The sequence below is a fragment of the Pseudarthrobacter sp. NPDC055928 genome, assembly GCF_042270935.1.
Taxonomy (GTDB): Bacteria; Actinomycetota; Actinomycetes; order Actinomycetales; family Micrococcaceae; genus Arthrobacter.
This window is the reverse complement of the sequence record NZ_JBHJZH010000001.1, coordinates 267,781-293,145: the sequence shown is the minus strand read 5'-3', so window position 1 is coordinate 293,145 and position 25,365 is coordinate 267,781. Positions and strand designations below refer to the sequence as shown.

The following is a 25,365-nucleotide window of genomic DNA, read 5'->3' as shown; positions in this document are numbered from 1 at the left end:
TTTTGAGCCCTCATAACGACATCTACTGCTACCTAGTTGGGCCGGAACGAAGAAAAGGAACACAGCCGTGTCAACCAGCACCACCGTAGGATCTGCCGAGCGTCCGCTGCGCGTTGCCGTTGTGGGCTCCGGCCCGGCAGGCGTCTACGCTGCGGACATCCTCACCAAGAGCGAAGCCGTCAAGAGCGGCGAACTTACCGTGAGCATCGACCTCTTTGACCGCTACCCGGCACCCTACGGCCTCATCCGCTACGGCGTGGCCCCGGACCACCCACGCATCAAGGGCATCGTCAACGCCCTGCACAAGGTCCTGGACCGGGGGGATATCCGATTCTTCGGAAACGTGGACTATGGCACGGACCTCTCCATCGAGGACCTCCGCACACATTACGACGCCGTCATCTTCGCTACGGGCGCCATCAAGGACGCGGACCTGAACATCCCCGGCATCGAGCTGGACGGCTCCTACGGCGGCGCGGACTTCGTCTCCTGGTATGACGGCCACCCGGACGTCCCGCGTGAATGGCCGCTGGACGCGAAGGAAATCGCCGTGATCGGCAACGGCAACGTGGCACTGGACGTGGCCCGTGTCCTTTCCAAGCACGCCGATGACCTGTTGGTCTCCGAAATCCCGGACAACGTCTACGCCGGCCTGAAGAACTCGCCCGTCACGGACGTGCACGTCTTCGGCCGCCGTGGCCCCGCCCAGGTGAAGTTCACCCCGCTGGAGCTGCGCGAGCTGTCCCACTCCAAGGACGTGGACATCATCCTGTACGCCGAGGACTTCGAGTTCGATGAGGAATCGGATCGCCTGATCCAGAGCAACAACCAGGTCAAGACCATGGTGGGCACGCTCACCAACTGGATCGCCGAGCAGCCCGAGGACCTCTCCGAGCTCACCGCCTCCCGCCGCCTGCACCTGCACTTCCTGCACAGCCCGGTGGAAATCTACGACGACGCCGAGACGCCGGGCAAGGTGGCCGGCATGAAGTTCGAGCGCACGGAGCTGGATGGGACGGGTAACGCCCGCGGCACCGGCGAGTTCGTGGACTACCCGGTCCAGGCCGTGTACCGCGCCATCGGCTACTTCGGTTCGGCCCTGCCGGAGATCGAGTTCGACCACAAGAAGGGTGTTGTCCCGAACGACGGCGGACGCGTCCTGGATGCCGCAGGCACCCATGTGCCGGGTATCTACGCCACTGGCTGGATCAAGCGCGGTCCGGTCGGCCTCATCGGCCACACCAAGGGCGACGCACTGGAGACGGTGACATACCTGCTGGAAGACCGCGAAAACCTTCCGGTTGCCGCTGTTCCCGAGGCGGACGCCGTCGTTGAACTCCTCGACTCCCGCGGCGTAAAGTTCACCAGCTGGGAAGGCTGGCTTGCGCTGGACGCCCACGAGCTTGCGCTGGGTGCCGCAGCCACGGAAGCTGGCGGATCCCACGGTGTTGAGGTCAAGCGTGAGCGCATCAAGGTGGTGCCGCGCGAGGACATGGTGGCCATCTCCCGCGACGGCGTAGCCGCGAACGTCTGATTTCGGACCGGTTCCCGCTCCACACGGCGCGAACCGGCAGTTACCGACTCCAAACCGCAAGTTTGGAGTCATCCGCTGCCGGTTCGCGCTTTTGCGTTAACCCGGCTGGGCTAGGTCCCCGCCCCGCCGGCGGCCATCAGTTCCAGCCGGCTGAGGGTCTCGCGGTTCCGAACGTCGATCAGCGGGTCGCGCAGCACCTTGGGAACCAGCTTGCCAGGTCCGCGGATGGCATCCTCGGTGATGGAGACTCGACACTGAGTGCCCAGGTCCTCCAGCGTGATCATCACTTTTGCTTCACCCAGCGGCCAGCCGCGGGCCACCAGTTCCAGGGAGCGGCCGGGCTCGACGGCGACAACGCGGGTGCTGTCGTTGATCACCAGCGGCCAGGCGCCCACTGAGTGGTGGAGCCTGGCGCCGGCCTCGGGCCAGTGCGCATCCACGGCCCGTATGCGGGAGGCGCCCACTACCCAGCCCGAGTACAGCCAGCCGTCGGCGATCACCTTCCAGACGACGTCGGCAGGAGAGTTGAACAAGCGGCTCACGGTTGACATGGGTTTTTCCTCCATTGGTGGTTACATCCGGCCGAAACGTGCCCGGACCAGCGCGAACATGCCATAGCAAATGAAGCCCGCCCCGATCGCGACGAGCAGGTACGGGCCAAACGGGTGGTCGCGGAGCGCCTTGAGGCTTCCGTCCAGGCCGGTGGATTCTTCGGGGCTCTGTTTGCCGGCCGCGATGACAAACAGCAGCCCGGCCAGGTTCAGCGCCACGCCCTTGGCCACGTGGCCGGCAACCCCCAGCGAGTCGATCAGGCGGCCACGGCGCGTGCCTTCAAACCGGAAAAGCTCCTTCTTGAACCCGCGCCGCAGGCCCTTGACCACGAAATAGACGCCCACGCCCATGGTGGTCAGCCCTACGGCCACCAGCACAGGCAGCCCGAGCGGGGCGTTCAGGAGTGCGGTGCTGAAGTCCCGGGTGGTGTCTCCCGAGTCCCCGCGCATGCCGATGGCAAAGCCAGCAAAGCTCAGGCCCACGCTTCCGTAGGCAATTGTCAGGCAGCCTGACGAGATCAGCTTCCCGAGCCGCTTCGTGCCGGACCGGTGCCGTGCCCGCAGCGTTGCTTCACTCAGTTGCCACAGTGCCAGGCCGGTGCAGGCAATGACGCAGGCCCACAGTACCGCGGGGCCCCAAGGGTTTGCGGCCAACTGCTCTATGGCGCCGGTGGCCTCCGCCTGACCCGCCTGGCCGAAAGCGAGGGCAATGGCAATGGCGCCAACAATGATGTGAAGCAGTGCCATCACGGCAAATCCGGAGCGCGCCACGATGTCCAGCGCCTTGGTGTCCGACGCCTCCTCGACGGCGTCTGCCGCCTCGCTGATGCTGGATTCCCCGTCTGCCATGAGTCAGCCGTTCATGGGCCCTTCGGCATGCATCTTCCCGGCACCGGGGCCTTCCACGTGCACGGTGCAGCGGACCACGAGCTTGCCGGGAGCGTGGTCCAGCTCCACCAGGCTGTCATGGGCGCTGAGGGCCGTGAAGACTTCTGAGCCTTTAACCACCGTTACGCCTTTGGCTTTTGCTGTCGCCGTCGCGTTTTCCAACGCTTCCTTCTCCAGGCCTGCCAGGTACGACTCGTCATCTTGGCGGGCGGGGTCCCCGAATGCCCAGCCAAATAAGGTCCCAGTGTTGTCCATGGCGACGATATTACGCGTAACAGTGCTGGAAGTCGGGGTTTCGTAACATTAGTAAGTGTGCTTACCATAGCCTGACCATGACCTTTATTGGACACGGTTAATAAAGACCGCACCCGCGGCATTTCGGAACCAGTTCGACGTTAGGAAACCACATCATGGCAGGAAATCTTGTTGCCCGGTCCGTTCACGACCTGAGCGCTGCGGCATGGTTCGGCGGTTCGCTGATGGGAGCGATCGGGCTCAACGGGGCAGCCGCGGAAGCCAAGGATCCGGCGGAACGCACAAGGCTCTCCAGTTCCGGCTGGATGAAGTGGGCGCCCATCCAGACGGCAGCATTCGCTTCACACTTGGTGGCCGACCTCGCCATCGCCTGGGAGAACAAGGGCCGTATCGCCAAGCAGGAGGGTGTGGCCCGGGACACCGCGATTAAGACGGCGGTGACAGTCGCCGGCGCTGCAGTAACGCTCTATGCCGGCCTCCTTGGCAAGAAGGTGGACAAGCTCGCCGATGAGGGCGCGCGCGGCGCTACGGAACCCGCGCCGGAGGCGTCCGAGGAGCTGAAGTCGGCACAGCAGCAGCTCAAGATGCTGCAGTGGACCATACCGGCCTTCGCTGCAGTGGTCATCATCCTGGGTGCGAAGCACGGCGAGATGCAGCGGCCCAAGAACGTGTTCGCCGGCCTCCGCTCCTAAACGGCACCGGGAAGTACGACGGCGGTCCGGCACCCAGGTGCCTGGCCGCCGTCGGGCGTTCCCCTGCGGAAGCCCTGATGCCGGTGTCAGACGGGCTGGCTGTTGGGCGGCGGGAGGTCCGGGTTCATGTCCTGGAGGTCAGGGTCTTCCGCAGTCCACACCTGGATGATGGCCCAGGCCACAGCGGCCAGCGGGACGGCCAGCACCGCGCCCACGATGCCCGCGAGGATGGTGCCAGCGGTCAGTGCCATCAGGATCACCAGGGCGTGGAGCTGGAGAGACTTGCCCATGACAACAGGCTGCAGGAAGTCGCCCTCCAGTTGGTTGACGGCCACAACCACCGCGACGACGATCAGCGCCACCACGGGGCCGTTGGCAACGAGGGCAACCAGTGCCGCGAGGATGCCCGCCACCGTTGCCCCCACCAGCGGAATGAAGGCGGTCATAAAGACGATGATGGCCAGCGGGAATGCCAGCGGTACCTGCAGGATGAGGAGCGCTGCCCCGATTGCTACTGCATCCACCAGGGCCACGATGGCGGTGCCACGGACATAACCGCCCAGCACCTCCAGGGTGCGGCTTCCCACGCGGCGGAGTTTCGCTTCGCGCTCACCCTTGAACGGCTGGAGGAAGAAATTCCAGATCTTGGCGCCGTCCTTGAGGAAGAAGAACAGGATGACCACCATCAGGATGGTCCCGGTGATGAACTCGGTAACCACGGACAGGCCGGTGATGGCGCCTGAGCGGACCTGGCTGCTCGTAGCGAATTGAATGATCCCCTCACGCGCCTGGTTTAGCTGCTCCTGGTCGATGGGCACGGGGCCATTGCGCAGGAAGTTCTCCAGTTCGTCCAGGCCTGAAGAGGCCTGCTGCGCCAGCTCTGTCCATTGGCTACGGACCGAGAAATAGATCACCGTGGAGACGCCGCCGAGCAAAATGAGGAGGGCAACAAAGGCAATGCCCGTTGCGGCAGCGCCCGGTATGCCTCGGCGCCGAAGCATGTTCACGAACGGGCCGATGGCTGCGGCCAGGATCAGCGCGATCAGGACCGGAATCACCAGGAGCTTAATCTGCATCAGGGCGTAGACCGAGACCACGGCGACGGCCAGAATCAGCAGGACCTGGGCGGAGCGGATGCCTACCCTGCCCAGTGAGTCGGCCCACAAGGCGCTGGCCGGTTTGGATTCCTTCACCCGGCTGGCGGCTGCGGGCTTCGGCCGGGCCGCTTCATCGGTTGGTGCCGGCTGCGGGTTCTCACTGCCCGGCCCGCGTTCGGTCAGGCGTGGTGCTCGCGCCATGGGAACTCCTCATCGTCAAGCGGGGGCCTGGGTGCGGGGGCGCAACGCAGGCATAACTACCTAGGATCGTAAGCCTACTGACCGATTCGGCGCCGACGAAACCCCGACGAAACCCCGTGCCGCCGGGCTACGCCCCGAGCCACTCCGCGCAGGAGTTCAGGTTCCGGTTGACGCTGGCCACGGCCGCCTCCCCGTCGCGTGCCTCAATGGCGTCCACCAGGGCGCCGTGGCCCTCATCGGGGAGTCCGTCAAAGCCGGCGCGGCGCTGCTGGTTCAGGAGGTCGTCGTGGAAAACGTGGCCGAAGCTGACATAGAGCTCGTGCAGCAGCGGATTACCGGAAGCCTGGGCCACACGTTCGTGGAAACCCCAGTCGGCGCGGGCCCATGCCGCATAATCGGCCGCGTGCCAGGCCTCAGCACGTTCGGCGAGCAGGGCGCGCATTGCGGAGACGTCGTCGGCCGTGGCATGCCGGGCGGCGAGGCGAGCAGCCTGGGTGTCCAACCCCACCCGCACCTCAAGGATGTGTGCCTCGGTGTGATCCTGGTACATGCGCCGCGCCGCGCCGGACATTTCGCTGGTGGCGCGGACGTAGGTGCCGTCCCCACGCCGGACTTCCAGCATGCCGCTGTGGGCCAGGGCCTTGATTGCTTCGCGGAGCGTACCGCGGGAGACGCCCAGCTTGGCCATCAATTCGGGTTCGGACGGGATCCGCTGCTGGAGCGGCCATTCGCCGGAGTGGATCATGGCCCGCAGTTTGGCGGTGATTTCGTCGGCAAGCGGCTGGCGGTGCGAGGTGCTCAGGGTCATGATGTCCTACTTCTTCTGAGCGGCTGGCCGGCCACTGATCAGGTGCGCAACAACGATCTGGACCAGGGCGAGGCCCAGCAGGATGGCCAGCGGCAGCGTCCAGCCGCCGGTGGCACTATGCAGCAGCCCTGTGCCGAAGGGGCCTGCGGTAGCCAGCAGGTATCCAGTGGACTGGGCGAGGGTGGAAAGCGCCGTGGTCTCCGCCGTGCTCTCGCCGCTGCGGCTGATCATCACCATCACCAGCGGGAATATTCCCAAACCGAAGCCCAGCAGGACGGCAGGGACCACGGCGAGCGTGACGGGCAGGAATAGCAGCAGCGCCATGCCGACGGCCATGGTGACGCTGGCCAGGTAGAACGCCGGGCGGAGCATCCGGGGCCGGGAGCCGATGGCAATCAGGACCATCCCGGCGGGCACGGACACCAGCTGCATCAGACCGTACATCAGGCCGCTCGCGGAGGCGCTGAGCCCCATGGTGGTGAGCATGTACGGGAACCAGCTCAGCAGGGCGTACGCGAGCAGGGCCTGGAGGGTGAAGATCGCGGTGAGGAGCAGCCCCTTGCGGGTGCGCAGCAGCGGCCACGGCGAGATGGGGCCAGCCTTGGTGCGCGTGCTGTTGCGGTGCGCGTGCAGGGCCACGGGCAGGAAGCCCAGGAACGCCGCCATGGCCATGATGCCGATCGCTCCGACGGCGGCCGAAGGCGAGCCGAGTGCCTGGGCGAGAGGGACCACGGCGACGGCGGTCACAGTGGCCCCGGTGGTCATGGTCACCGTATACAGGGCGGTCATGAGCGACGTACGGTGGGCGAAGTGCTCGCGGATGAAGGACGGCATGGCAACGTTGCAGACGGCCAGCCCGGACATGCCCAGGACCGTGCCGGCCACCAGTGCGCCCGTGGCCGGAATGCCCCGGACCATCAAGCCGCCGGCCAGCATGGCCAGCGCCAGCAGGATGGCCTTCTCCACGCCCAGCCGCCCCGTGAGCCAGGACGTGCCCGCGCCCGCCACCGCGAAACACAGCGTGGGAATGGACGGAATGATCGACGCCACCAGCGGCCCGTAGCCGAGCACCAGCTGCAGATCGTGCAGCAGCGCCGACGCCCCGGTGATCCCGGCTCGGAGGTTCAGGCCAATCAGCACCAGCGCGATGACACCGAATGCGACGGCGGTGCGCGGTTTGGGTGGTGAAGCTTCCAGTGCTGAGGGGGCAGGGGCGGCGATGGGCATCTTCTAAGGTTAGACGTTAGACGTTTGATGTCTACGGTTTTGTGGTGAATCTCTCCCCGCCGTTAACTTCGGGGCAATAGACTCGTGGCCACGGCATATCCGGGCAACCTGCTCCGGAGGCGCCGCACTGATGCGGAAGGACGGCCTGCAGTGGTTTCCGAGGGAGTCGAGATCGAAAAGAAGTACGACGTCGGCGCGTCGGCCGAGGTACCTTCGCTCACCGATGTGCCGGGGGTGGCGCGCGTGGGGGAGCCGCGCACGGCAACCCTGGATGCAGTGTACTTTGACACGGGCCGGCATACCCTGGCTTCCCGGCGGATGACCTTGCGGCGGCGGACCGGCGGTGCCGATGCCGGCTGGCACTTGAAGCTTCCGCCCGAAGCCGCCCCGGAAGCGCCGGCGACCGATCCTGATTCAGCACCCCAGCAGCGGCGCGAGCTTCATGAGCCGCTGGGCCAGCCCGACGTCGTGCCTGACAGGCTGATGGCGCACCTGCGCGCCTACCTGCGCGGTGACACTGTGGCACCTGTGGTCAGGTTGGAAACCGAGCGGACCACGCACCCGCTGTATGGCGAGGACGGCACGCACCTCGCGGACCTCCTCGATGACCGGGTCAGCGCCGCGTTGCTTGGTGCGGAGGACGGGCCGGGCAGTACGCAGCAGTGGCGTGAATGGGAACTTGAGCTCGTGCACGGCAGCCCCGACCTCTTCCCTGCAGCGGCGGCGGTCCTGGCCGATGCAGGAGCGAAGCCCTCGGAACACGCGTCCAAGCTCGCGCGGGCGCTCGCCGGCGCGCCGGGCCAGGATCCCACTGACACAGCGGTTCCCGCCGTTCCGGTGCCGGGTAAGAAATCGCCTGCCACCGCCGTCGTGACGGCCTACCTTGCCGCGCAGATCCGGGAAATCCTGGTGCACGATGCGGGTGTCCGGCTGGAGGAGCCCGAAGCGGTGCACGACATGCGCTCAGCCGCCCGCCGGGCACGCTCGGCGCTCTCGGCTTACCGCCGGCTCTACGACGCCGTGACAGTCCGGCGGCTGCGGGATGAACTCAGACTGCTCGGCAGGCTCCTCGGGGAACCGCGCGACGCCCAGGTCATGTTGGACAGGCTCCGCGGGCACATCGGCGACCTTCCGCCAGAGGATGCCGCGGCCGCAGGGAAGGGCTGGCTCGAGAAGGAACTGGGCGATACCTTGGACACCGGCTATCGGAAGCTCCAGAAGGCCCTCCTTTCCGAGCGTTACTACAGGCTCCTTGACGATCTCGAAAGCTTCCGCGACCACCCCCCGGTCCGTCCGGAAAGTGCCTCTTCAGGACGCAGGATTTCGGGCAAGGCGGTCAATAAGGCCGCCAAACGCTTGCGCCGGTCGCACCGCGGCGCGAAGAACGCGCGCCGCGGTGCCCCACATGAGACCGCTCTGCACCAGGTCCGCAAGAATGCCAAGAAACTGCGGCATGTGGCGGAATCGGCGGGCCCGGTCTATGGCAAGCGCGCGGCTAAGGTCGCCAAGGCCGCGCACCAGCAGCAGCAGGCACTCGGCGATTTCCACGACAGCGTCATCGCCCGGGACCTCCTGGCTGGGTGCGCCGCCGCGTCCGGCGTGCCGGAACCGGTCGCGTCTGCGTACGTCACGCTCAAGACCCGGCAGGTACAGCTCGCCGCCGCCGCCGAGAAGAAGTACCTGAAGGTGCGCAAGAAATCCAAGAAGCGGCTCAAGGCGGGAGTGCTCTAGGCCCCAACCAGGTAGCAGCAGATGTCGTTATGAGCCCTCATAACAGCATCTGCTGCTACCTAGTTGGGCGGGGGACGGGGGCTACTTGCCTTGCCGGCCCCCGAGCCGGGCCACCGCCAGGGCAAGCCACAGCTGTACCCGGTCCGCCGTGACTGAGGGATCGTAGCCGGTCAGCTCGGTGATCTGGGCCAAGCGGTAGCGCACGGTGTTCCGGTGCAGGGTCAGGGCCTCGGCGACGGCGGCCACCGAACCGTTGTTGCTGAGGTAGCTCTCCAGCGTGGTCATCAGTTCCGCGCCGTGGGCGGAGTCGAAGGCCCGCAGCGGATTGAGGGATTCGTTGGCCATGTCCGCCAGCGGGACGTCCTCGCTGGCCAGCAGCAGCGAGGTCAGGCTGAGGCGTTCGGGCTCGTTCACCGGCAGGCCGTGGCTGGCCGCGTCGCGGGCCTCAAAGTAGCTCCAGCGCAGGCCGTTGGGCTTGGTGTACGCGCCGCCGATGCCGATCGTCGCATGGATGCCCGCCTCAGCCAGGTGATCGCTGAGTTTGCGGGCCAGCGCAGGTGCCGCGCCGCCGTCGTCGTTAATCACCACTGCCAGGTCCTTCCCGACGACGGCGGCCACCGCGTTCTCCAGGGGCTGCGGCACCGAGGTGCTCACCAAGGCCTTGTGGTGGGCGGCGGAGACAGCCAGGAGCACCACGTTCTTGCGCGTGCTGTTCAGCCCCACGCCGGCAAGACGGCGCTGGGCCTCGCTGGTTTCGAGGGCGCCGTGGATGACGTCCTCCAGTACCTGGCCGCACAGTGCGCGTTGGGCCTGGCGCTGCTTGACCATGTTGTTCAGCTCCACGCTGATCAGGTTCTGGGCGTAACCGATGATGCCTGAGTCCTCGAACGGCTGGCGTACCCACAGCGTGCAGGCATCGCGCCGGCCGGTAGGGATCGGGTAGGAGGCCCACGTGTCCGCGGAGGGGTGCTCCTTGCTGCTGTTGTAGAGCTGCGCCGTGAACTGGGTGAGTGCGATGTCGGTCCGGAGCATGCTGCCCAGGTGCTTCAGGAGCTCCGCCAGGCCGCCGCCGGTCAGGAGCGCACGGGCCAGGACCTGGTGCCCGGCGATCAGCCGCTCCAGTTTGGAGTAGTGGTCCGCGGACTGGGCATCCGCGACGAGCTTGCCGATGGCAATGAACGGGGTCTCATAGGGGACTTCCACCATCGGCAGGCCCCAGCGGTTTGCCTCGGCAATCATCGCTGGCGGGACGACGTCGTGCGAGAGGCCGATACCGAATCCGATCCCCACTGCCCCGGCGCGCTGGACCTGCCGGACAAACCTGCGCTGCTCCGGCGCTGACTTCAGGCGCAGCCCTGTGGTGAGCACCAGTTCACCGCCGTTGATGAACCGCTGCGGATCCTCAAGTTCGGTCACGGCTACCCAGTTGATGTCCTGGTGCCAGGTGGTCTCGGCGAGGCCTGCCTTGGACAGGTTCAGGGAGCTCACGCCAAGGAGAGCAGCGAGGGAAATAGCCATGGTTCCAAGGATAACCGGACGCTGGTCAACCGCACTAAACATTTCCCCCAAGGGTGTGCAGGTGGCTATTCCCTGGCTAAGGGCGCTGGCATAGGCTCAAAGCAGTCGCATCCATCCGCTTCGCAGCTGATGATTCCTATGAAAGAGGTTGCACACCGTGGTTCAAACCTTGCAGAACTTCATCAACGGTGAGTTCGTCACGCCCGCCGGCACCAGCCTGCTGGACATCGTCAATCCCACCAACGGCGAGGTCGTGGCGCAGTCGCCCGTCTCCATCCAGGCGGACGTTGATGCGGCCATGACAGCCGCCAAGGATGCGTTCAAGAACTGGAAGCACGTCACCCCCGGCCAGCGCCAGCTCATGCTGCTCAAGCTCGCCGACGCCATCGAAGCCAACAGCGACGAACTCGTCGAAGCGCAGCATCGCAACACCGGCCAGGTCCGCTCACTCATCGCCTCCGAGGAAATCGCCGCCGGCGCCGACCAGCTCCGGTTCTTCGCCGGCGCCGCCCGCATCCTTGAAGGCAAGTCCGCCGGCGAGTACTTCGAAGGCCACACGTCCTACGTGCGCCGCGAGCCCATCGGCGTCGTGGCACAGGTCGCGCCCTGGAACTACCCCTTCCTGATGGCCATCTGGAAGATCGGCCCCGCCCTGGCCGCCGGCAACACCGTGGTCCTCAAGCCTTCGGACACCACGCCGGAATCCACCCTCGTGCTGGCCCGCCTGGCAGGGGACATCCTCCCAGCCGGCGTGCTGAACGTGGTGCTCGGAACCGGCGAAACCGGCGCGATGATGGTGGACCACAAAGTCCCCGGGCTGGTCTCCATCACGGGCTCGGTCCGCGCCGGCATCGCCGTGGCATCCGGCGCTGCGAAGGGCCTCAAGCGCGCCCACCTGGAGCTCGGCGGCAAGGCCCCGGCCATCGTTTTCAAGGACGCCGACATCAAGAAGAGCGCGGCGGCCATCGCGGAATTCGCCTTCTTCAACGCCGGCCAGGACTGCACCGCCATCACCCGCGTGCTGGTGGAGGACTCAGTCCACGACGACGTCGTGGCGGCCATGGTGGAACACACCAAGACCCTGCACACGGGCTCGCAGAACGATGAAGAGAACTACTTCGGCCCGCTGAACAACGTGAACCACTTCAAGGCCGTCACGTCCGTGGTGGAGCACCTCCCGGAGAACTGCAAAATTGTCACCGGCGGCCACCGTGCGGGGGAGAAGGGTTTCTTCTTCGAACCCACCATCGTCACCGGCGCGAAGCAGACGGACGACATCGTCCAGAAGGAAACGTTCGGCCCGGTCATCACGGTGCAGAAGTTCGGCACCGAGGAAGAAGCGGTGGAGCTGGCGAACGACGTCGACTACGCCCTGGCCTCCAGCGTCTGGACGTCCGACCATGGCACGGCCATGCGCCTGAGCCGCGACCTGGACTTCGGTGCAGTGTGGATCAACACCCACATCCTCCTGACCGCCGAGATGCCGCACGGCGGCTTCAAACAGTCCGGCTACGGCAAGGACCTTTCCATGTACGGCGTTGAGGACTACACGCGCATCAAGCATGTGATGAGTGCGCTTGATGCATAACCCAGCCGCCTAGTCCCCACTGGCCACCCAACCTTTTCGCCTCACCCCAGCTTTGAAGAAAGGCTTCGCCATGACCACCACCGCAAGTGAAATCACCTTCCGCCTGGAGCAGAAGCGCCGCGTCCAGGCGGACTTCCCGGGTCCCAAGTCCGTGGCCCTGACTGAACGCCGCAAGGCAGTGGTCGCCGCCGGAGTTGCCTCCAGCGTTCCCGTCTACGTTGCGGACGCCGACGGCGGCATCATCCACGACGTCGACGGCAACTCCTTCATCGACCTCGGCTCGGGCATCGCGGTGACGAGCGTCGGCGCGTCCGATCCCGCCGTCGTCGGTGCCGTGAAGGAAGCCGTGGAGCACTTCACCCACACGTGCTTCATGGTCACCCCGTACGAAAGCTACGTTGCCCTCGCCGAGCAGCTCAACCGCCTGACCCCGGGCGAGCACGAGAAGCGCACCGTGCTGTTCAACTCCGGTGCCGAGGCAGTGGAGAACGCCGTCAAGGTGGCCCGCCTCGCGACCGGGCGTGACGCCGTCGTCGCCTTTGACCACGCCTACCACGGCCGCACCAACCTGACCATGGCGCTGACGGCCAAGGCCATGCCGTACAAAACCAACTTCGGCCCGTTCGCGCCCGAGGTCTACCGCATGCCCATGAGCTACCCGTACCGCGAGGAAAACCCCTCGATCACCGGTGCCGAGGCTGCCAAGCGTGCCATCACCATGATCGAGAAGCAGATCGGCGGCGACCAGGTGGCCGCCATCATCATCGAGCCCATCCAGGGCGAAGGCGGCTTCATCGTTCCGGCGGACGGCTTCCTGCCGGCGCTGGCCGACTGGGCCAAGGAGAAGGGCATCGTCTTCATCGCCGACGAGGTCCAGTCCGGCTTCTGCCGCACCGGCGAATGGTTCGCCGTTAACCACGAGGGCGTTGTCCCGGACATCATGACCATGGCCAAGGGCATTGCCGGCGGCATGCCGCTGTCCGCCATCACCGGCCGCGCCGACCTGCTCGACGCCGTCCACCCCGGCGGCCTGGGCGGGACCTACGGCGGTAACCCGGTGGCCTGTGCCGCCGCACTCGCTGCCATCGGCTCCATGGAGGAGTACAACCTCGCCGGCCGGGCCCGCCACATCGAGACCCTCGCAACCGGGCGCCTGCAGGCACTCCAGTCCGAGCTGGCCGGCGCCGGCAACGCCGTGATCGGGGACATCCGCGGCCGCGGCGCCATGCTGGCCATCGAACTGGTCCAGGCCGGCTCCAAGGAACCCAACCCGGAGCTGACCAAGGCCGTGGCTGCTGCCTGCCTCAAGGAGGGTGTCATCATCCTCACCTGCGGCACGTACGGCAACGTCATCCGCCTGCTGCCTCCGCTGGTCATCACCGACGAGCTGCTGAACGATGGCCTGGACGTCCTGGCCGCCGCCATCAAGGCCAACGCCTAGGACGCACCGCTACAGAGTTAGCGCCCCCTCGCAACGGCGCGAACAAGCACGTGAGGCCCTGGAAACTGATGTTTCCAGGGCTTCACGTGTTCGCGCTTCAGGGGGTTGAGGTGCGGGCCAGCTTCCTGGCCACGGAGTTCTTGCGTGTGGCGCGGAGCATGTCCACGGTGAGGACCAGCAGCGCGAGCCACACCACACCGAAGCCGATCCAGCGCTCCAGCGTCATGGCCTCCCGGAACACCACAAGCGCCACAATGAACTGGAGGATGGGCGCGAAGTACTGCAGCAGCCCAATGGTGGTCATCGGCAGCCGGCGTGCGGAGGCGCCGAAAAACAGCAACGGCACGGCGGTGATGACGCCGGAGGCCAGCAGGAGCCAGAAGTGCCCGGGACCGTGGCTGGTCAGCGTGGCCGTGCCGCTGACGCCCAGCCACACCATGGTGGCGGCGGCCAGCGGGGTAAGGACCATGGTCTCCACGCTGAGGGAAGTCACGGCGTCGACCTTTGGGCCCACGCGTTTCTTCACAAAACCGTACAGGCCGAAGCTCACGGCCAGCGTCAGCGCTATCCACGGGAGCTTGCCGTAGGACACTGTCAGCACACCGACGGCAATAAACCCGATTCCGACGGCGGCCCACTGCAGGGGACGCAGCTTTTCCTTCAGGACGAACACGCCGAGCAGCACGGACACCAGAGGGTTGATGAAGTAGCCCAGGGAGGCTTCCACCGCCTGGCCGGTGGTCACGCCGTAGGTGTACGTCAGCCAGTTCACGGCGATGAGGACGGCCGCAATGGTGAGGGTACCGAAGACCGAACGGTCGCGGAACGCTCCGGTGAGCGCCCGCCACGAGCGGGTGACGGTAATGAGGAGCGCACAGAAAATCAGTGACCAGACCACGCGGTTGGCCACGATTTCCACTGCGCCGGCCGGCTGCAGGACAAAGAAGTACACGGGGAGCAGCCCCCACAGGCCGTAAGCGCCGATGCCGAAAGCGATTCCCGCCGTCGTCTCCTTGTCCACGGCCTTGAGCCCGGGAGCCGGCATGCCCTGCCTGGACGCGGTTGGCCGGGTTGAATTCAACCGGGCGCTGGGGGCGGGGGAGGAGACGGATCCGTCGGGAGTAGGCACCTAACCGATAACACCAGTCGGTGGACAGGTATTCCAAGAACTGGTCAGTATGCTTGCTTTTATGAGAAGGACGAATCCCCAGGAGGCCTCGGCGTGAGGCTCCGCCGCAGCAACGCCTCCGGACGCGGCTACCGCCGGGTTGCCGCAGGAAAAGGCTTCAGCTACCGCGATTTGGACGGCTCCACGGTGCCGCCCGGGCCCGTACGGGACAGGCTCGAAAGCATCGGCATCCCGCCGGCCTGGACTGACGTATGGATCGCGCCCTTCGACAACGGGCACATCCAGGCGACGGGCCTGGACGCCGTGGGTCGGCGGCAGTACATTTACCACCCCGAGTGGCGTGAGCGGAAAGACCGGGTGAAGTTCGACCGTGCCCTCCAGTTGGCGGAGTCACTCCCCACAGCCCGGCGCCTGGTTACCCTGGACCTGCGCAGCGAGGGGCATAGCCGCGAGCGCGTCCTGGCCGCGGCCTTCCGGATGCTGGACAGCGGATCCCTGCGGGTGGGCTCGGAGCGGTACACGAATGAGAACGGCAGCCACGGCCTGGCCACCCTCCTGTGTGCCCACGTGCACGTCCGCAAGGAGTGCCTGGAGCTGAAGTTTCCCGCCAAGAGCGGCAAGGACTGGGAATCGGAAATCCACGATGCCGACCTCGCCGCCCTGGTGCGCACGCTCAAGCGGCGGGGCGGCAACGCCCGGCTGCTTGCCTACAAGAACGGCCGCAGCTGGCATCCGGTCACCAGCGCGGACATCAACGGCTACGTCAAGGAACGAACAGGATCGGACTTTACCGCCAAGGACTTCCGTACCTTGCGCGGCACGGTTGCAGCTGCAGTGAGCCTGGCCCGCAGCGGTCCGCAAAAGACCGTGGCGGCCCGGAAGCGGGCCATCAGCGTGGCCATGATGGAGGCGGCTGAGGTGCTTGGGAACACGCCGTCGATTGCGCGCAAAAGCTACGTCGATCCGCGGCTGCTGGACCATTTCGCCGCGGGGGAGACCATCGACCCCAAACGCGTGGACTCCGCCGAGGCGGAGTTGCGGGCGCTGCTGTACCGCGAAGGCGATGTAGTGCCGCTGCAGAAAAGCGGCTGAGGCCTGCGTCACGGGTTACCCCGTCCGGCCCCGTAGACATTTAGAATGGGGCATTGTGCGCTAACTGCGTGTGCGCTACCTGCATTGTGAGCCACCAACTCGCATCCTCCTCGTTCCAGAAGGGCTCCCGGTGTCCAACCCAGGCGAATCCAGCTCCAAACGTCCCCTCCGCGTCGCCATTGTGGGCGCCGGACCGGCGGGGGTTTACGCGGCGGACATCCTCACCAAGTCCAACGAGGTCAAAGGTGGCGACTTCGAGGTCAGTATCGATCTGTTCGAGGCCTACCCCGCGCCGTACGGCCTGATCCGCTATGGGGTGGCCCCGGACCACCCCCGCATCAAGGGCATTGTTAACGCCCTGCATAAGGTCCTGGACAGGGGCGACATCCGCTTCCTGGGCAACGTCACGTACGGGCGGGACCTGACGCTGCACGATTTCCGCGCCTTCTATGATGCCGTGATCTTCTCCACCGGCGCCATCAAGGACGCCCAGCTGGACATCCCCGGCATCGACCTCGACGGCTCATTCGGCGGCGCCGACTTCGTCTCCTGGTATGACGGCCACCCGGACGTTCCCCGCGAATGGCCGCTGGACGCCAAGGAAATCGCCGTGATCGGCAACGGCAATGTGGCCCTGGATGTGGCCCGGATGCTGGTCAAGCACGCCGATGAACTGCTCAGCACCGAAATCCCGGACAACGTCTACCAGGGGCTGAAAAACTCCCCGGTTACCGACGTCCACGTCTTTGGCCGCCGCGGTCCCGCCCAGGTCAAGTTCACCCCGCTGGAGCTGCGCGAACTGAGCCACATGAAGGACGTGGATATCGTCCTCTACCCGGAGGACTTCGAGTTCGACGAAGCGTCCGACGAAGCGATCCGCAGCAACAACCAAATCAAGACCATGGTGAACACGCTCACCAACTGGCTGGTCGAGGAGCACGCGGAATCGGAGCAGCCCTCCTCCCGCCGCCTGCACCTGCACTTCCTGCACAGCCCGGTGGAGATCTATGACGACCCCGACAACGGCGGTGCCGGAAAAGTGGCAGGCATCAAGTTTGAGCGGATGCAGCTCGATGGCACCGGCAACGTCAAAGGCACCGGCGAGATGGTGGACTACCCCGTGCAGGCCGTCTATCGCGCCATCGGGTACCACGGCTCCGCGCTGGACGAGCTCGAGTACGACGCCAAACGCGGTGTGGTCCCCAATGAGGGCGGCCGCGTGCTGGACGCTGAGGGCAACCCTGTGCCGGGCATCTACACCACCGGGTGGATCAAGCGGGGCCCTGTAGGCCTGATCGGGCACACCAAGGGCGACGCGCTGGAGACTATCGGCTTCCTGCTGGAGGACCGGCTCACGCTGCCCCCTGCCCAGAACCCGGATCCGCAGGCGATCATCCACCTCCTGGAGGAGCGCGGAATCGAGTACACCACGTGGGAGGGCTGGAACAAGCTGGACGCCCACGAGGCAGCCCTCGGCGCGGCCTGGACCGGCTCTGAAGCCACCGACGGCATCGTCCGCGAACGCATCAAGGTGGTCCCACGCGAGGAAATGATCAGCATCTCCCGCGGCTGACTTCCGGTCCGCCGCACATGAGTTGCTAGGCGGGTCCGCGGCCGCGGGGCTACACTGGTGGCCACACGCAGGCTGGAAGCGATGCCCCGTGCCTGCAGGCCGAGCGCAAGTGGGAGTTCGATGAGGAACCTGATCCACCCGGCAGCTCCCGGTAACGACTCCGAGGGGCTGATCCAGCGGAGTGCCTTGGCGGGCCATGAAAAGCTCGACGGCGTGGCACGCCTCGCCGACGCCAGCGCAGATTTCCCCGCCGCGGAGGAAATCCCGGGCCTGCGCAAGCTGATCCGGGAGTCCTGGCGGCGGTCCGCACAGCTGTTGGCCAACCCGGACAACCCCGAAGCGCCGCTCGCCCTGGACTCGGACGAGTTGGAGGAATACCGCCGCCAGCACCCGCTCGCCAGCATCATGCCCGTGATCCACAAGCTGCTGGTCCAGCCCAGTCACGACAGCGGCCTCCTGGTGGCCGTGGGCGACGAAGTGGGCCGGCTCCTCTGGGTGGAAGGCGACCCGGTCCTGCAGCGGCGAGCGGAAGGCATGATGTTCGTGCCCGGGGCGGACTGGTCCGAAGCCACCGTAGGCACCAGCGCACCGGGGACTGCCCTGGCCCTGGGCCGCGGGATCCAGATTTCCGGAGCCGAGCACTACCAGCGGTCGGTTCACCCGTGGAGCTGCACCGCAGTGCCGTTCCACGACCCCGACTGCGGCGCACTACTGGGCGTTGTGGATATCACGGGCAAGGCAACGGCGGTGGCCCCGCATACCCTCTCGCTTGTCGAAGCCACCGTTGCCGCCGCCCAGGCGCAGCTCCGCGTTGAGCGTCTCCAGCTCGCTGCCGCCCTGGCAAGCAGGCCTGTACGACGGCGGAGCAACAGTTCCGCGGCCAGGGAGGGTTCGGCCGGGGGAGCGGGAGCCTCCGGTGCAAAGGAAGGCAGCCTCTACCGCAACAGCTTGCAGCTCCTGGGGCGAGACCAGGCTTTGCTGAGCATCGAAGGTAAAACCGTGGCTCTCTCCGCCCGGCACAGCGAAATCCTCGCCCTGCTCAGCACCCACCCTGACGGTCTGAACGCCGAGGAGCTGTCCGTCCTGCTCTACCCGGGCGACGGCTCTACGATGACCCTCCGCGCCGAAATGGTCCGGCTGCGCAAAATCCTCCAGCAGCTAAACCCCGCTGCGGTGCCCGAATCCCGGCCGTACAAGCTCAGCATGGACCTCGTGCCGGACAGCGGCCAGGTCCTGAGCTGCCTGCAACGCGGTGCCCACCGGATTGCCTTGGAGATCTACCGCGGCGCAGTGCTGCCGAGGTCCGAGGCCCCGGGCATCATCGACCTTCGCCAGAGGGTCTCTTCGCTGATGCGTGAGGCAGTGCTCACCGACGGCAGCGCCGAGACGCTGCTCAAGTACGCGGCCCTGCCCGAGGCTAGGGACGACGTCGGCGTGCGGCTTGCCGCCCTGAAGCTGCTGCCCGCGCGCTCGCCCAAGCGGGCCGCCGTCGTCGCCGACCTTGAACGGCTGGAAGCCGAGCTGAGCGCTTAACTGTCTGTGCAACCTTTGCTGTGAGCTGGCTCACGGCTGTGCAACCTGGCTGCAACCTTCACACTCCTACGCTGAAACCAACGGCGGCCCCAGCATCAAGGCCCGCCCCATGCACAGCAAAGGAGCTAGCAATGACTGTTTACGCACAGCCCGGTACCGACGGTTCGAAGGTCACGTTCAAGGACCGCTACGAGAACTGGATCGGCGGCGAATGGGTTGCCCCCGTCAAGGGCCAGTACTTCGAAAACATCACGCCGGTCACCGGCAAGGTCTTCTGCGAGGTGGCCCGGGGCACAGCAGAGGATATTGAGCTGGCACTCGACGCCGCCCACAAGGTCGCGCCGTCCTGGGGCAAGACCTCGGTGGCCGAGCGCGCTGCAATCCTGAACAAGATCGCCGACCGGATCGACGAAAACCTTGAAATGCTGGCCGTGGCCGAATCCTGGGACAACGGCAAGCCCATCCGCGAAACACTGAACGCGGACATCCCGCTCGCCGCGGACCACTTCCGCTACTTCGCCTCCGCCGTCCGCGCCCAGGAGGGGCGGCTGTCCCAGCTCGATGACGACACCACCGCTTACCACTACCACGAGCCGCTCGGCGTGGTCGGCCAGATCATCCCGTGGAACTTCCCCATCCTGATGGCCGTCTGGAAGCTCGCTCCCGCCCTCGCTGCAGGCAACGCCGTGGTCCTCAAGCCGGCCGAGCAGACGCCGTCGTCCATCCTGGTCCTGATCGAACTCATCGGTGACCTGCTCCCTGCGGGTGTCCTCAACATCGTCAACGGGTTCGGCGTCGAGGCTGGCAAACCGCTCGCCTCCAGCCCGAGGATCCGCAAGATCGCCTTCACTGGCGAGACCACTACTGGCCGGCTGATCAGCCAGTACGCCAGCCAGAACCTGATCCCGGTCACCCTGGAGCTCGGCGGCAAGAGCCCCAACATCTTCTTCAACGACGTCGCCGAAAACAATGACGCGTTCTACGACAAGGCCCAGGAAGGCTTCGCGCTGTTCGCCTTCAACCAGGGCGAAGTCTGCACCTGCCCGTCCCGCGCCCTGGTCCAGGAGGGCATCTACGAGTCCTTTATGGCCGACGCCGTGGCACGGGTGGAAAAGATGATTCAGGGCAACCCGCTGGACACAGAAACCCAGGTGGGCGCCCAGGCCTCCAATGACCAGCTCGAGAAGATCCTCTCCTACATCGACATCGGAAAGCAGGAGGGCGCCAAGGTGCTCACCGGCGGTGCCCGTGCCGAGCTGCCCGGTGACCTGGCCGGCGGCTACTACGTCCAGCCCACGGTCTTTGAAGGCCACAATAAGATGCGGATCTTCCAGGAGGAGATTTTCGGCCCGGTGGTTTCCGTCTCCCGCTTCAGTGACTATGACGACGCGATGGAAATCGCCAACGACACCCTCTACGGCCTCGGAGCCGGCGTGTGGTCCCGCAACGGCAACGTTGCGTACCGCGCCGGACGCGAAATCCAGGCAGGCCGTGTCTGGGTCAACAACTACCATGCCTACCCGGCTGGCGCCGCGTTCGGCGGCTACAAGTCCTCAGGCATCGGACGTGAAAACCACTCCATGATGCTGGACCACTACCAGCAGACCAAGAACCTCCTGGTCAGCTACAACGAGAACAAGCTGGGCTTCTTCTAGAGTCCAGTCTGCGTTCCCTACCACCCCGACCACCCGCTAACAACGCAAGGATTTCGCCAATGACGACGACAATGCACGCAGCAGTAGTAACTGAATTCGGCAAGGATCTCCAGGTCCAAGAGCTCGCCATTCCAACCCCCGGGCCGGGGGAGGCCCTCGTCAAGGTGCTCACCACCGGTGTCTGCCACACCGACCTCCACGCAGCGGAGGGCGACTGGCCGGTCAAACCGACTCCGCCGTTCATCCCCGGCCATGAGGGCGTGGGAGAAGTAGTAGCCCTCGGCGAGGGCGTCACGGACCTCGCCATCGGCGATCTTGTGGGCAACGCCTGGCTCTGGTCCGCTTGCGGCGACTGCCAGTACTGCCGCACGGGTTGGGAAACACTCTGTGAGGTGCAGAAGAACGCCGGCTACAGCGTGGACGGCTCCTTCGGCGAGTACATGCTGGTGGACAGCCGCTTCGCCGCCAGGATCCCGGCCGGCACGGACCCCGTCGAAGTGGCCCCCGTGCTCTGCGCCGGAGTCACCGTCTACAAGGGCCTGAAAATGACCGAGGCCAAGCCGGGCCAGTGGGTCACCATCTCCGGCATCGGGGGCCTGGGGCACATCGCCGTCCAGTACGCGGTTGCTATGGGCCTGCGCGTTGCGGCCGTGGACATCGCGGACGACAAGCTCGCCCTGGCCAAGGCCCACGGAGCTGAACTGACCGTCAACGCCCTGCACGAAGATCCAGCAGAAGTTATCCAGCGTGAAACCGGAGGTTGCCATGGAGTCCTCGTTACCGCAGTGCACCCGTCCGCTTTTGGACAGGCGATCGGCATGGCACGCCGCGGCGGGACGATTGTGTTCAACGGGCTGCCGCCGGGCGACTTTCCGGCGCCCATTTTCGAGATTGTGCTCAAGGGACTGACCGTGCGTGGTTCGATCGTGGGAACCCGGCAGGACCTGGAGGAAGCCCTTGACTTCTACGCCCAGGGCAAGATCCACCCCACGGTGTCCACCAGGGAACTCTTCGAGGTCAACGCTGTCCTGGACGAAATGAAGCACGCCAAGATCGACGGCCGCGTCGTCATCAAGTTCTGATGAAGGACGCGTTCTGATGCCGGAGGCGAAGCTCGACGCTGCAGTGACGCTGCCCGGGGAGGACTTTTCCCGGGTAGCGCTCACCGCCGCAGCCGTGGAGTTGCTGCGGAAACTGTGGCTGCAGCACGGGCCGCTGATGTTCCATCAGTCCGGCGGCTGCTGCGACGGCTCCTCGCCCATGTGCTATCCCGCCGGGGAGTTCATTATCGGCGACTCGGATGTGCTGTTGGGCCTGTTCGACTTATCCGGAGCCGGGACCGGCGGCGGCGTCACGTCCGACCCGCCCGGCGGCCCCGGGAAAGGGCAGCCGCTGGAGTTCTGGATGTCGCGGGAACAGTTCGGCTACTGGAGCCACACCCACCTGACAGTGGACGTGGTTCCGGGCCGGGGCAGCGGATTCTCGGTGGAATCACCGGAGGGCAAGCGCTTCCTCATCCGTTCCACGCTGATGGACTGGCCCGCCTAGGCAGTTCGATGCTTTAGCCTTGAGGCCCTCCAAAAGGAGGGCCTCAAGGTGTTTTCCGCAATTAACTTCGGCATACGGCGCGTCTCACGATACGGGACAACTGGAACCGTCCAGTGGATGGACAGTAAAGTTGATAAGTCTGTTTCCATCCCCTATCAGGATTGTGGATCTCCTTATGAACCTCCTCCGGACCAAAACAATCGAGCAGTCAATGGCCGACGCCGATGAACCCGGACGCAAGCTCAAGCGGTCACTGAGCACCTGGGATCTGATGATCATGGGTGTGGCTGTCGCCGTCGGCGCCGGCATCTTCTCCGTCGGAGCCAAGGCAGCGGCCAACTTCGCCGGACCCGCCGTGACCGTCTCCTTCGCCATCGCCGCCGTCACCTGCGCGCTGGCCATCATGTGCTACGCCGAGTTTGCCACCGCCATCCCCGTCGCCGGGTCGGCCTACGTCTTCACGTACGCCACCATGGGCGAACTGCTGGCCTGGATCATCGGCTGGAACCTGATCCTGGAGCTCTTCACTGCCGCCGCCGTGATCGCCAAGTACTGGGGCATCTACCTCAGCAAGGTCTTCGCCCTGATGGGCGCCGACATCCCGGCAGCACTGTCCATTGGCGGCGTTGACCTCTATTGGGGAGCCTTCCTGATCGTTGCTGTCTTCACGGTCCTTCTGGTGCTGGGCACTAAGCTCTCTGCCCGGGTAGGCAACATCTTCACGCTGATCAAGATCGCCGTGGTGCTCTTTGTCATTGTGGTGGGCTTCACCTACGTCAAATTCGAGAACTACAGCCCCTTCGTCCCTGCAGCTGAACCCACGGGTGTCAGCGGCACCGCTGATGTACTCAAGCAGTCCTTCTTCGGCTTCCTCACCGGAGCCGCCCCTGCACAGTACGGCACACTGGGCATCTTCGCCGGCGCTGCCCTGGTGTTCTTCGCCTTCATCGGTTTCGACGTGGTGGCCACTTCGGCAGAGGAAGTCAAAAACCCGCAGAAGACCCTGCCACGCGGTATCTTCGGCGGCCTCGCCGTCGTCACACTCCTCTACATCCTGGTGTCCCTTGCACTGACCGGAATGGTGTCCTATACCGACCTCGCGGAAGCCAAGAACCCCACCCTGACCACTGCCTTCGAGGCGGTGGGCGACACCACTGCCGCCAAGGTCATCGCCTTCGGTTCGCTGATCGGCCTGACCACCGTGATCATGGTGCTCCTCATGGGCCTGTCCCGCGTAGTCCTGGCCATGAGCCGCGACGGCTTGCTGCCCCGGGCCCTGTCCAAGACCAGTGAAAAGCGTTCGACGCCGGCACGCCTCCAGGTGATCTGCGGTGCCGCCGTGGCACTCGTCGCCGGCCTCACCAACGTGGACCTGCTCGAAGAGATGATCAACATCGGGACGCTGTCCGCATTCGTGATGGTGAGCCTGGGCATCCTGGTGCTGCGGAAGAAGCGCCCGGACCTCAAGCCCTCCTTCCGTGTGCCGTTCGGCAAGGTCCTGCCGGTGGTTTCGGCCCTGCTGTGCCTTTACCTGATGACCAACCTGGCGGTGGAGACCTGGATCTTCTTCGCGATCTGGCTTGTGATCGGCATCGTCATCTACTTCTCCTACGGACAGCGGCACTCCCGCCTCAACGAGCGTTTCACCGAGGCCAAGGAAGCTGTCAACGGCCCCGCCGGACAGGCCGCCCCCAAGTCTGCCGACGATGAGGACGAGTTCAGCCGCGCCTAGCGGCCACCGTGGGCCGGCGGCAAGAGGCCGGCCTGTCCCGCACTAGCTGCCCTGCCCCGCTCAAGCGGTGCGGGGCAGCGCCGTCCGTGCGGGGCAGCGCCGCTGCATGGTGACCGGCCCTTGGCGCAAGGCACCCAGGGCAGGGTTGCCAGGCCCTGTTACCTAAGATGGATTCATGGCCCGCCCCGCAAAACCCGAACGCAAGGCAGAGCTGCTCTCCGCGATCCTGGACTACCTGATGGACAAGACGCTTGCTGAACTGACCTTCCGCAGCCTGGCCGAAGGTTTGGGCATCAGCGCCTACGTGCTGGTGTACCACTTCGGCAGCCGGGAGCAGTTGGTCAACGAGATCATCGGGTCTATCGAGTCACGGCTGGACAGCATGCGCACCACGGACGTGCACGACATCGACCGGGACGCCTGGAGGAACTACCTGCTGGAGTCCTGGCAGTGGACCATGGCACAGCGGAACCGGCACCTGGCCAGGCTTGAGTTCGAGGCCACGGCACAGGACATTGTGGCTGCCGAACCGCGCGGGACCTCGCAGGAAAACTTCCGCATGCTGCACCACAAAACCAGGGACTGGCTCATGGTTCAGGGCATCCCGGAGGACTTTGCGGATACGGACGCCCGGCTGTTCACGTCCACCTTCTACGGCCTGCAGTTCGATTTTGTGGTGATGAACCAGCCCGAAGCCGCCACCCGCGCTTTTGAGCTGATGCTGACTGTCTTTTTCAACAACCTGGAGGCCCGCCTGGCTGCGGTGTCCCAGGGAGCCTGACTTTCCGGCGAACGTTTTAGGGGGCTGCGTGCCGGCCCACCCACTCCACGAGCGGCCGCAGCTGGTCCCACATCGCGGATATCCTCTCGGCCGCTTCCGGTCCATGCACCCAGTCCGGCTGGCCAAGCTCAACCCGCGCGGACAGGGACTTGTGCTTCAACAACTCCGCCCTGGGGTGGTCCTTGTCGAAGCCGCGCGGCACGGTCTTGAGTTTTTCGCCTTCCACCACAAAGCCGGCGGCGGCCGCTGATTCAACGATCTGCCGGAGCGCTTCGCCGGTGCCCGAGGCATCGACGGAATTCCGGAACCGAACCAGCTGGGCCGGTGTGCTGGTGTGGCATCCGCCGCCCACCAACAGCCCGTCCGCGCTCACCTGCACGTAGTAACCGACGCCCTCCTGAGTGGCCGCAAAGGCCCCCTGGGCGGTCTTGTAGGGCGATTTGTCCTGGGAGAACCTGATATCCCGGTTGGGCCGGAAGATTTTGCCCGGGCCGAACCGCGGTTCCAGTTCGGCCAGCAGGGCCGTGACTGGATCCCTGACCAAGGTGTTGTAGCGGTCCTTGTGGTCCAGCCACCACTCCCGGTTGTTGTTGTCCTCAAGTTCAGCGTAGAACTCGAATGCCCCTGCGGGGATGCCATGGAATGTGCTCATGCAGTGATCCTAAGGACCGTAGGGTGCCTCCAGCCAGAGCCGGCATTCCCTATGTGGAAATCGCAGCAACGCAGAACACCCCGCCGCGGAAAATCCGCAGCGGGGTGTTCTCAGGTACCGGGCCACCAGTGGCATAAGC

The 25,365-nt window shown here is 65.6% G+C and carries 22 protein-coding genes; 13 read left to right on the top strand and 9 right to left on the bottom strand.

The genetic code is table 11. From position 1 onward, the window contains the following. Positions 1-67: 67 nt before the first annotated feature. Entirely contained in the window at positions 68-1,534 is a 1,467-nt protein-coding gene (locus ACFC25_RS01420; RefSeq protein WP_337346253.1) for an FAD-dependent oxidoreductase, read from the top strand. Positions 1,535-1,644: 110 nt separating this feature from the next. Here the strand turns inward: ACFC25_RS01420 and ACFC25_RS01415 are convergent, their stop codons facing one another. From ACFC25_RS01415 to ACFC25_RS01405, 3 genes are read right to left on the bottom strand one after another with little or no spacing between them, the layout of a single operon-like run. Next, entirely contained in the window at positions 1,645-2,085 is a 441-nt protein-coding gene (locus ACFC25_RS01415) for an SRPBCC family protein (RefSeq protein ID WP_376043449.1), read from the bottom strand. 21 nt (positions 2,086-2,106) lie between these two features. Continuing rightward, on the bottom strand, positions 2,107-2,934 hold the full coding sequence (locus ACFC25_RS01410) for a DUF1206 domain-containing protein (RefSeq protein WP_376043446.1): 828 nt from the start codon (positions 2,932-2,934) through the stop codon (positions 2,107-2,109). Between the two features lie 3 nt (positions 2,935-2,937). Next, entirely contained in the window at positions 2,938-3,228 is a 291-nt protein-coding gene (locus tag ACFC25_RS01405; protein WP_337346256.1) for a hypothetical protein, read from the bottom strand. Between the two features lie 155 nt (positions 3,229-3,383). Between ACFC25_RS01405 and ACFC25_RS01400 the strand changes: the two genes are divergently transcribed. Continuing rightward, positions 3,384-3,920: a hypothetical protein gene (locus tag ACFC25_RS01400; protein ID WP_337351750.1), complete on the top strand. Its 537-nt coding sequence runs from the start codon at positions 3,384-3,386 to the stop codon at positions 3,918-3,920. Positions 3,921-4,006: 86 nt separating this feature from the next. Here the strand turns inward: ACFC25_RS01400 and ACFC25_RS01395 are convergent, their stop codons facing one another. The 3 genes from ACFC25_RS01395 to ACFC25_RS01385 all read right to left on the bottom strand — a co-directional run bounded on the left by ACFC25_RS01395 (position 4,007) and on the right by ACFC25_RS01385 (position 7,253). Continuing rightward, on the bottom strand, positions 4,007-5,218 hold the full coding sequence (locus ACFC25_RS01395) for an AI-2E family transporter (RefSeq protein ID WP_376043442.1): 1,212 nt from the start codon (positions 5,216-5,218) through the stop codon (positions 4,007-4,009). A 127-nt stretch (positions 5,219-5,345) separates the two neighbouring features. Next, on the bottom strand, positions 5,346-6,026 hold the full coding sequence (locus tag ACFC25_RS01390) for a FadR/GntR family transcriptional regulator (RefSeq protein ID WP_337346258.1): 681 nt from the start codon (positions 6,024-6,026) through the stop codon (positions 5,346-5,348). A 6-nt stretch (positions 6,027-6,032) separates the two neighbouring features. Then, positions 6,033-7,253: an MFS transporter gene (locus ACFC25_RS01385; RefSeq protein WP_376043438.1), complete on the bottom strand. Its 1,221-nt coding sequence runs from the start codon at positions 7,251-7,253 to the stop codon at positions 6,033-6,035. 150 nt (positions 7,254-7,403) lie between these two features. On the opposite strand from ACFC25_RS01385, the gene ACFC25_RS01380 reads away from it, so the two are divergent. Then, positions 7,404-8,984, top strand: a complete 1,581-nt coding sequence (locus ACFC25_RS01380; RefSeq protein WP_376043435.1) for a CHAD domain-containing protein — start codon at positions 7,404-7,406, stop codon at positions 8,982-8,984. A gap of 81 nt (positions 8,985-9,065) precedes the next feature. Here the strand turns inward: ACFC25_RS01380 and ACFC25_RS01375 are convergent, their stop codons facing one another. Next, positions 9,066-10,502, bottom strand: a complete 1,437-nt coding sequence (locus ACFC25_RS01375; RefSeq protein ID WP_337346261.1) for a PucR family transcriptional regulator ligand-binding domain-containing protein — start codon at positions 10,500-10,502, stop codon at positions 9,066-9,068. 157 nt (positions 10,503-10,659) lie between these two features. Here ACFC25_RS01375 and ACFC25_RS01370 point away from each other — a divergent pair, with 157 nt between their 5' ends. After that, positions 10,660-12,090, top strand: a complete 1,431-nt coding sequence (locus ACFC25_RS01370; protein ID WP_376043432.1) for a gamma-aminobutyraldehyde dehydrogenase — start codon at positions 10,660-10,662, stop codon at positions 12,088-12,090. Between the two features lie 70 nt (positions 12,091-12,160). Next, on the top strand, positions 12,161-13,531 hold the full coding sequence (gabT, locus tag ACFC25_RS01365; protein WP_337346263.1) for a 4-aminobutyrate--2-oxoglutarate transaminase: 1,371 nt from the start codon (positions 12,161-12,163) through the stop codon (positions 13,529-13,531). A 97-nt stretch (positions 13,532-13,628) separates the two neighbouring features. Here gabT and rarD read toward each other — a convergent pair whose 3' ends face one another. Further along, positions 13,629-14,576, bottom strand: coding sequence for an EamA family transporter RarD (gene rarD / locus ACFC25_RS01360; protein ID WP_376043429.1), 948 nt, complete (start codon positions 14,574-14,576; stop codon positions 13,629-13,631). 177 nt (positions 14,577-14,753) lie between these two features. Between rarD and ACFC25_RS01355 the strand changes: the two genes are divergently transcribed. The 8 genes from ACFC25_RS01355 to ACFC25_RS01320 all read left to right on the top strand — a co-directional run bounded on the left by ACFC25_RS01355 (position 14,754) and on the right by ACFC25_RS01320 (position 24,574). Beyond that, positions 14,754-15,752: a DNA topoisomerase IB gene (locus ACFC25_RS01355; protein ID WP_376043426.1), complete on the top strand. Its 999-nt coding sequence runs from the start codon at positions 14,754-14,756 to the stop codon at positions 15,750-15,752. Between the two features lie 130 nt (positions 15,753-15,882). After that, positions 15,883-17,325, top strand: coding sequence for an FAD-dependent oxidoreductase (locus tag ACFC25_RS01350; RefSeq protein WP_337351759.1), 1,443 nt, complete (start codon positions 15,883-15,885; stop codon positions 17,323-17,325). 120 nt (positions 17,326-17,445) lie between these two features. Next, positions 17,446-18,858, top strand: coding sequence for a GAF domain-containing protein (locus tag ACFC25_RS01345; RefSeq protein ID WP_376043422.1), 1,413 nt, complete (start codon positions 17,446-17,448; stop codon positions 18,856-18,858). A 131-nt stretch (positions 18,859-18,989) separates the two neighbouring features. After that, entirely contained in the window at positions 18,990-20,513 is a 1,524-nt protein-coding gene (locus tag ACFC25_RS01340) for an aldehyde dehydrogenase family protein (protein WP_376043419.1), read from the top strand. A gap of 59 nt (positions 20,514-20,572) precedes the next feature. Further along, complete coding sequence (gene adhP / locus ACFC25_RS01335) at positions 20,573-21,595, top strand: alcohol dehydrogenase AdhP (RefSeq protein ID WP_376043416.1); 1,023 nt, start codon at positions 20,573-20,575, stop codon at positions 21,593-21,595. A 16-nt stretch (positions 21,596-21,611) separates the two neighbouring features. Then, positions 21,612-22,061 carry a DUF779 domain-containing protein gene (locus ACFC25_RS01330; protein ID WP_376043413.1) on the top strand — a complete coding sequence of 150 codons (450 nt, stop codon included), beginning with the start codon at positions 21,612-21,614 and terminating at the stop codon, positions 22,059-22,061. A 175-nt stretch (positions 22,062-22,236) separates the two neighbouring features. Next, the gene (locus tag ACFC25_RS01325) at positions 22,237-23,793 is read left to right on the top strand and encodes an amino acid permease (protein ID WP_376043410.1); all 1,557 of its coding nucleotides are present in this window, start codon (positions 22,237-22,239) and stop codon (positions 23,791-23,793) included. A 175-nt stretch (positions 23,794-23,968) separates the two neighbouring features. After that, the gene (locus ACFC25_RS01320) at positions 23,969-24,574 is read left to right on the top strand and encodes a TetR/AcrR family transcriptional regulator (RefSeq protein ID WP_376043406.1); all 606 of its coding nucleotides are present in this window, start codon (positions 23,969-23,971) and stop codon (positions 24,572-24,574) included. A 16-nt stretch (positions 24,575-24,590) separates the two neighbouring features. Here the strand turns inward: ACFC25_RS01320 and ACFC25_RS01315 are convergent, their stop codons facing one another. Then, positions 24,591-25,226, bottom strand: coding sequence for a DUF2461 domain-containing protein (locus ACFC25_RS01315; protein WP_376043403.1), 636 nt, complete (start codon positions 25,224-25,226; stop codon positions 24,591-24,593). Between the last annotated feature and the right edge of the window lie 139 nt (positions 25,227-25,365).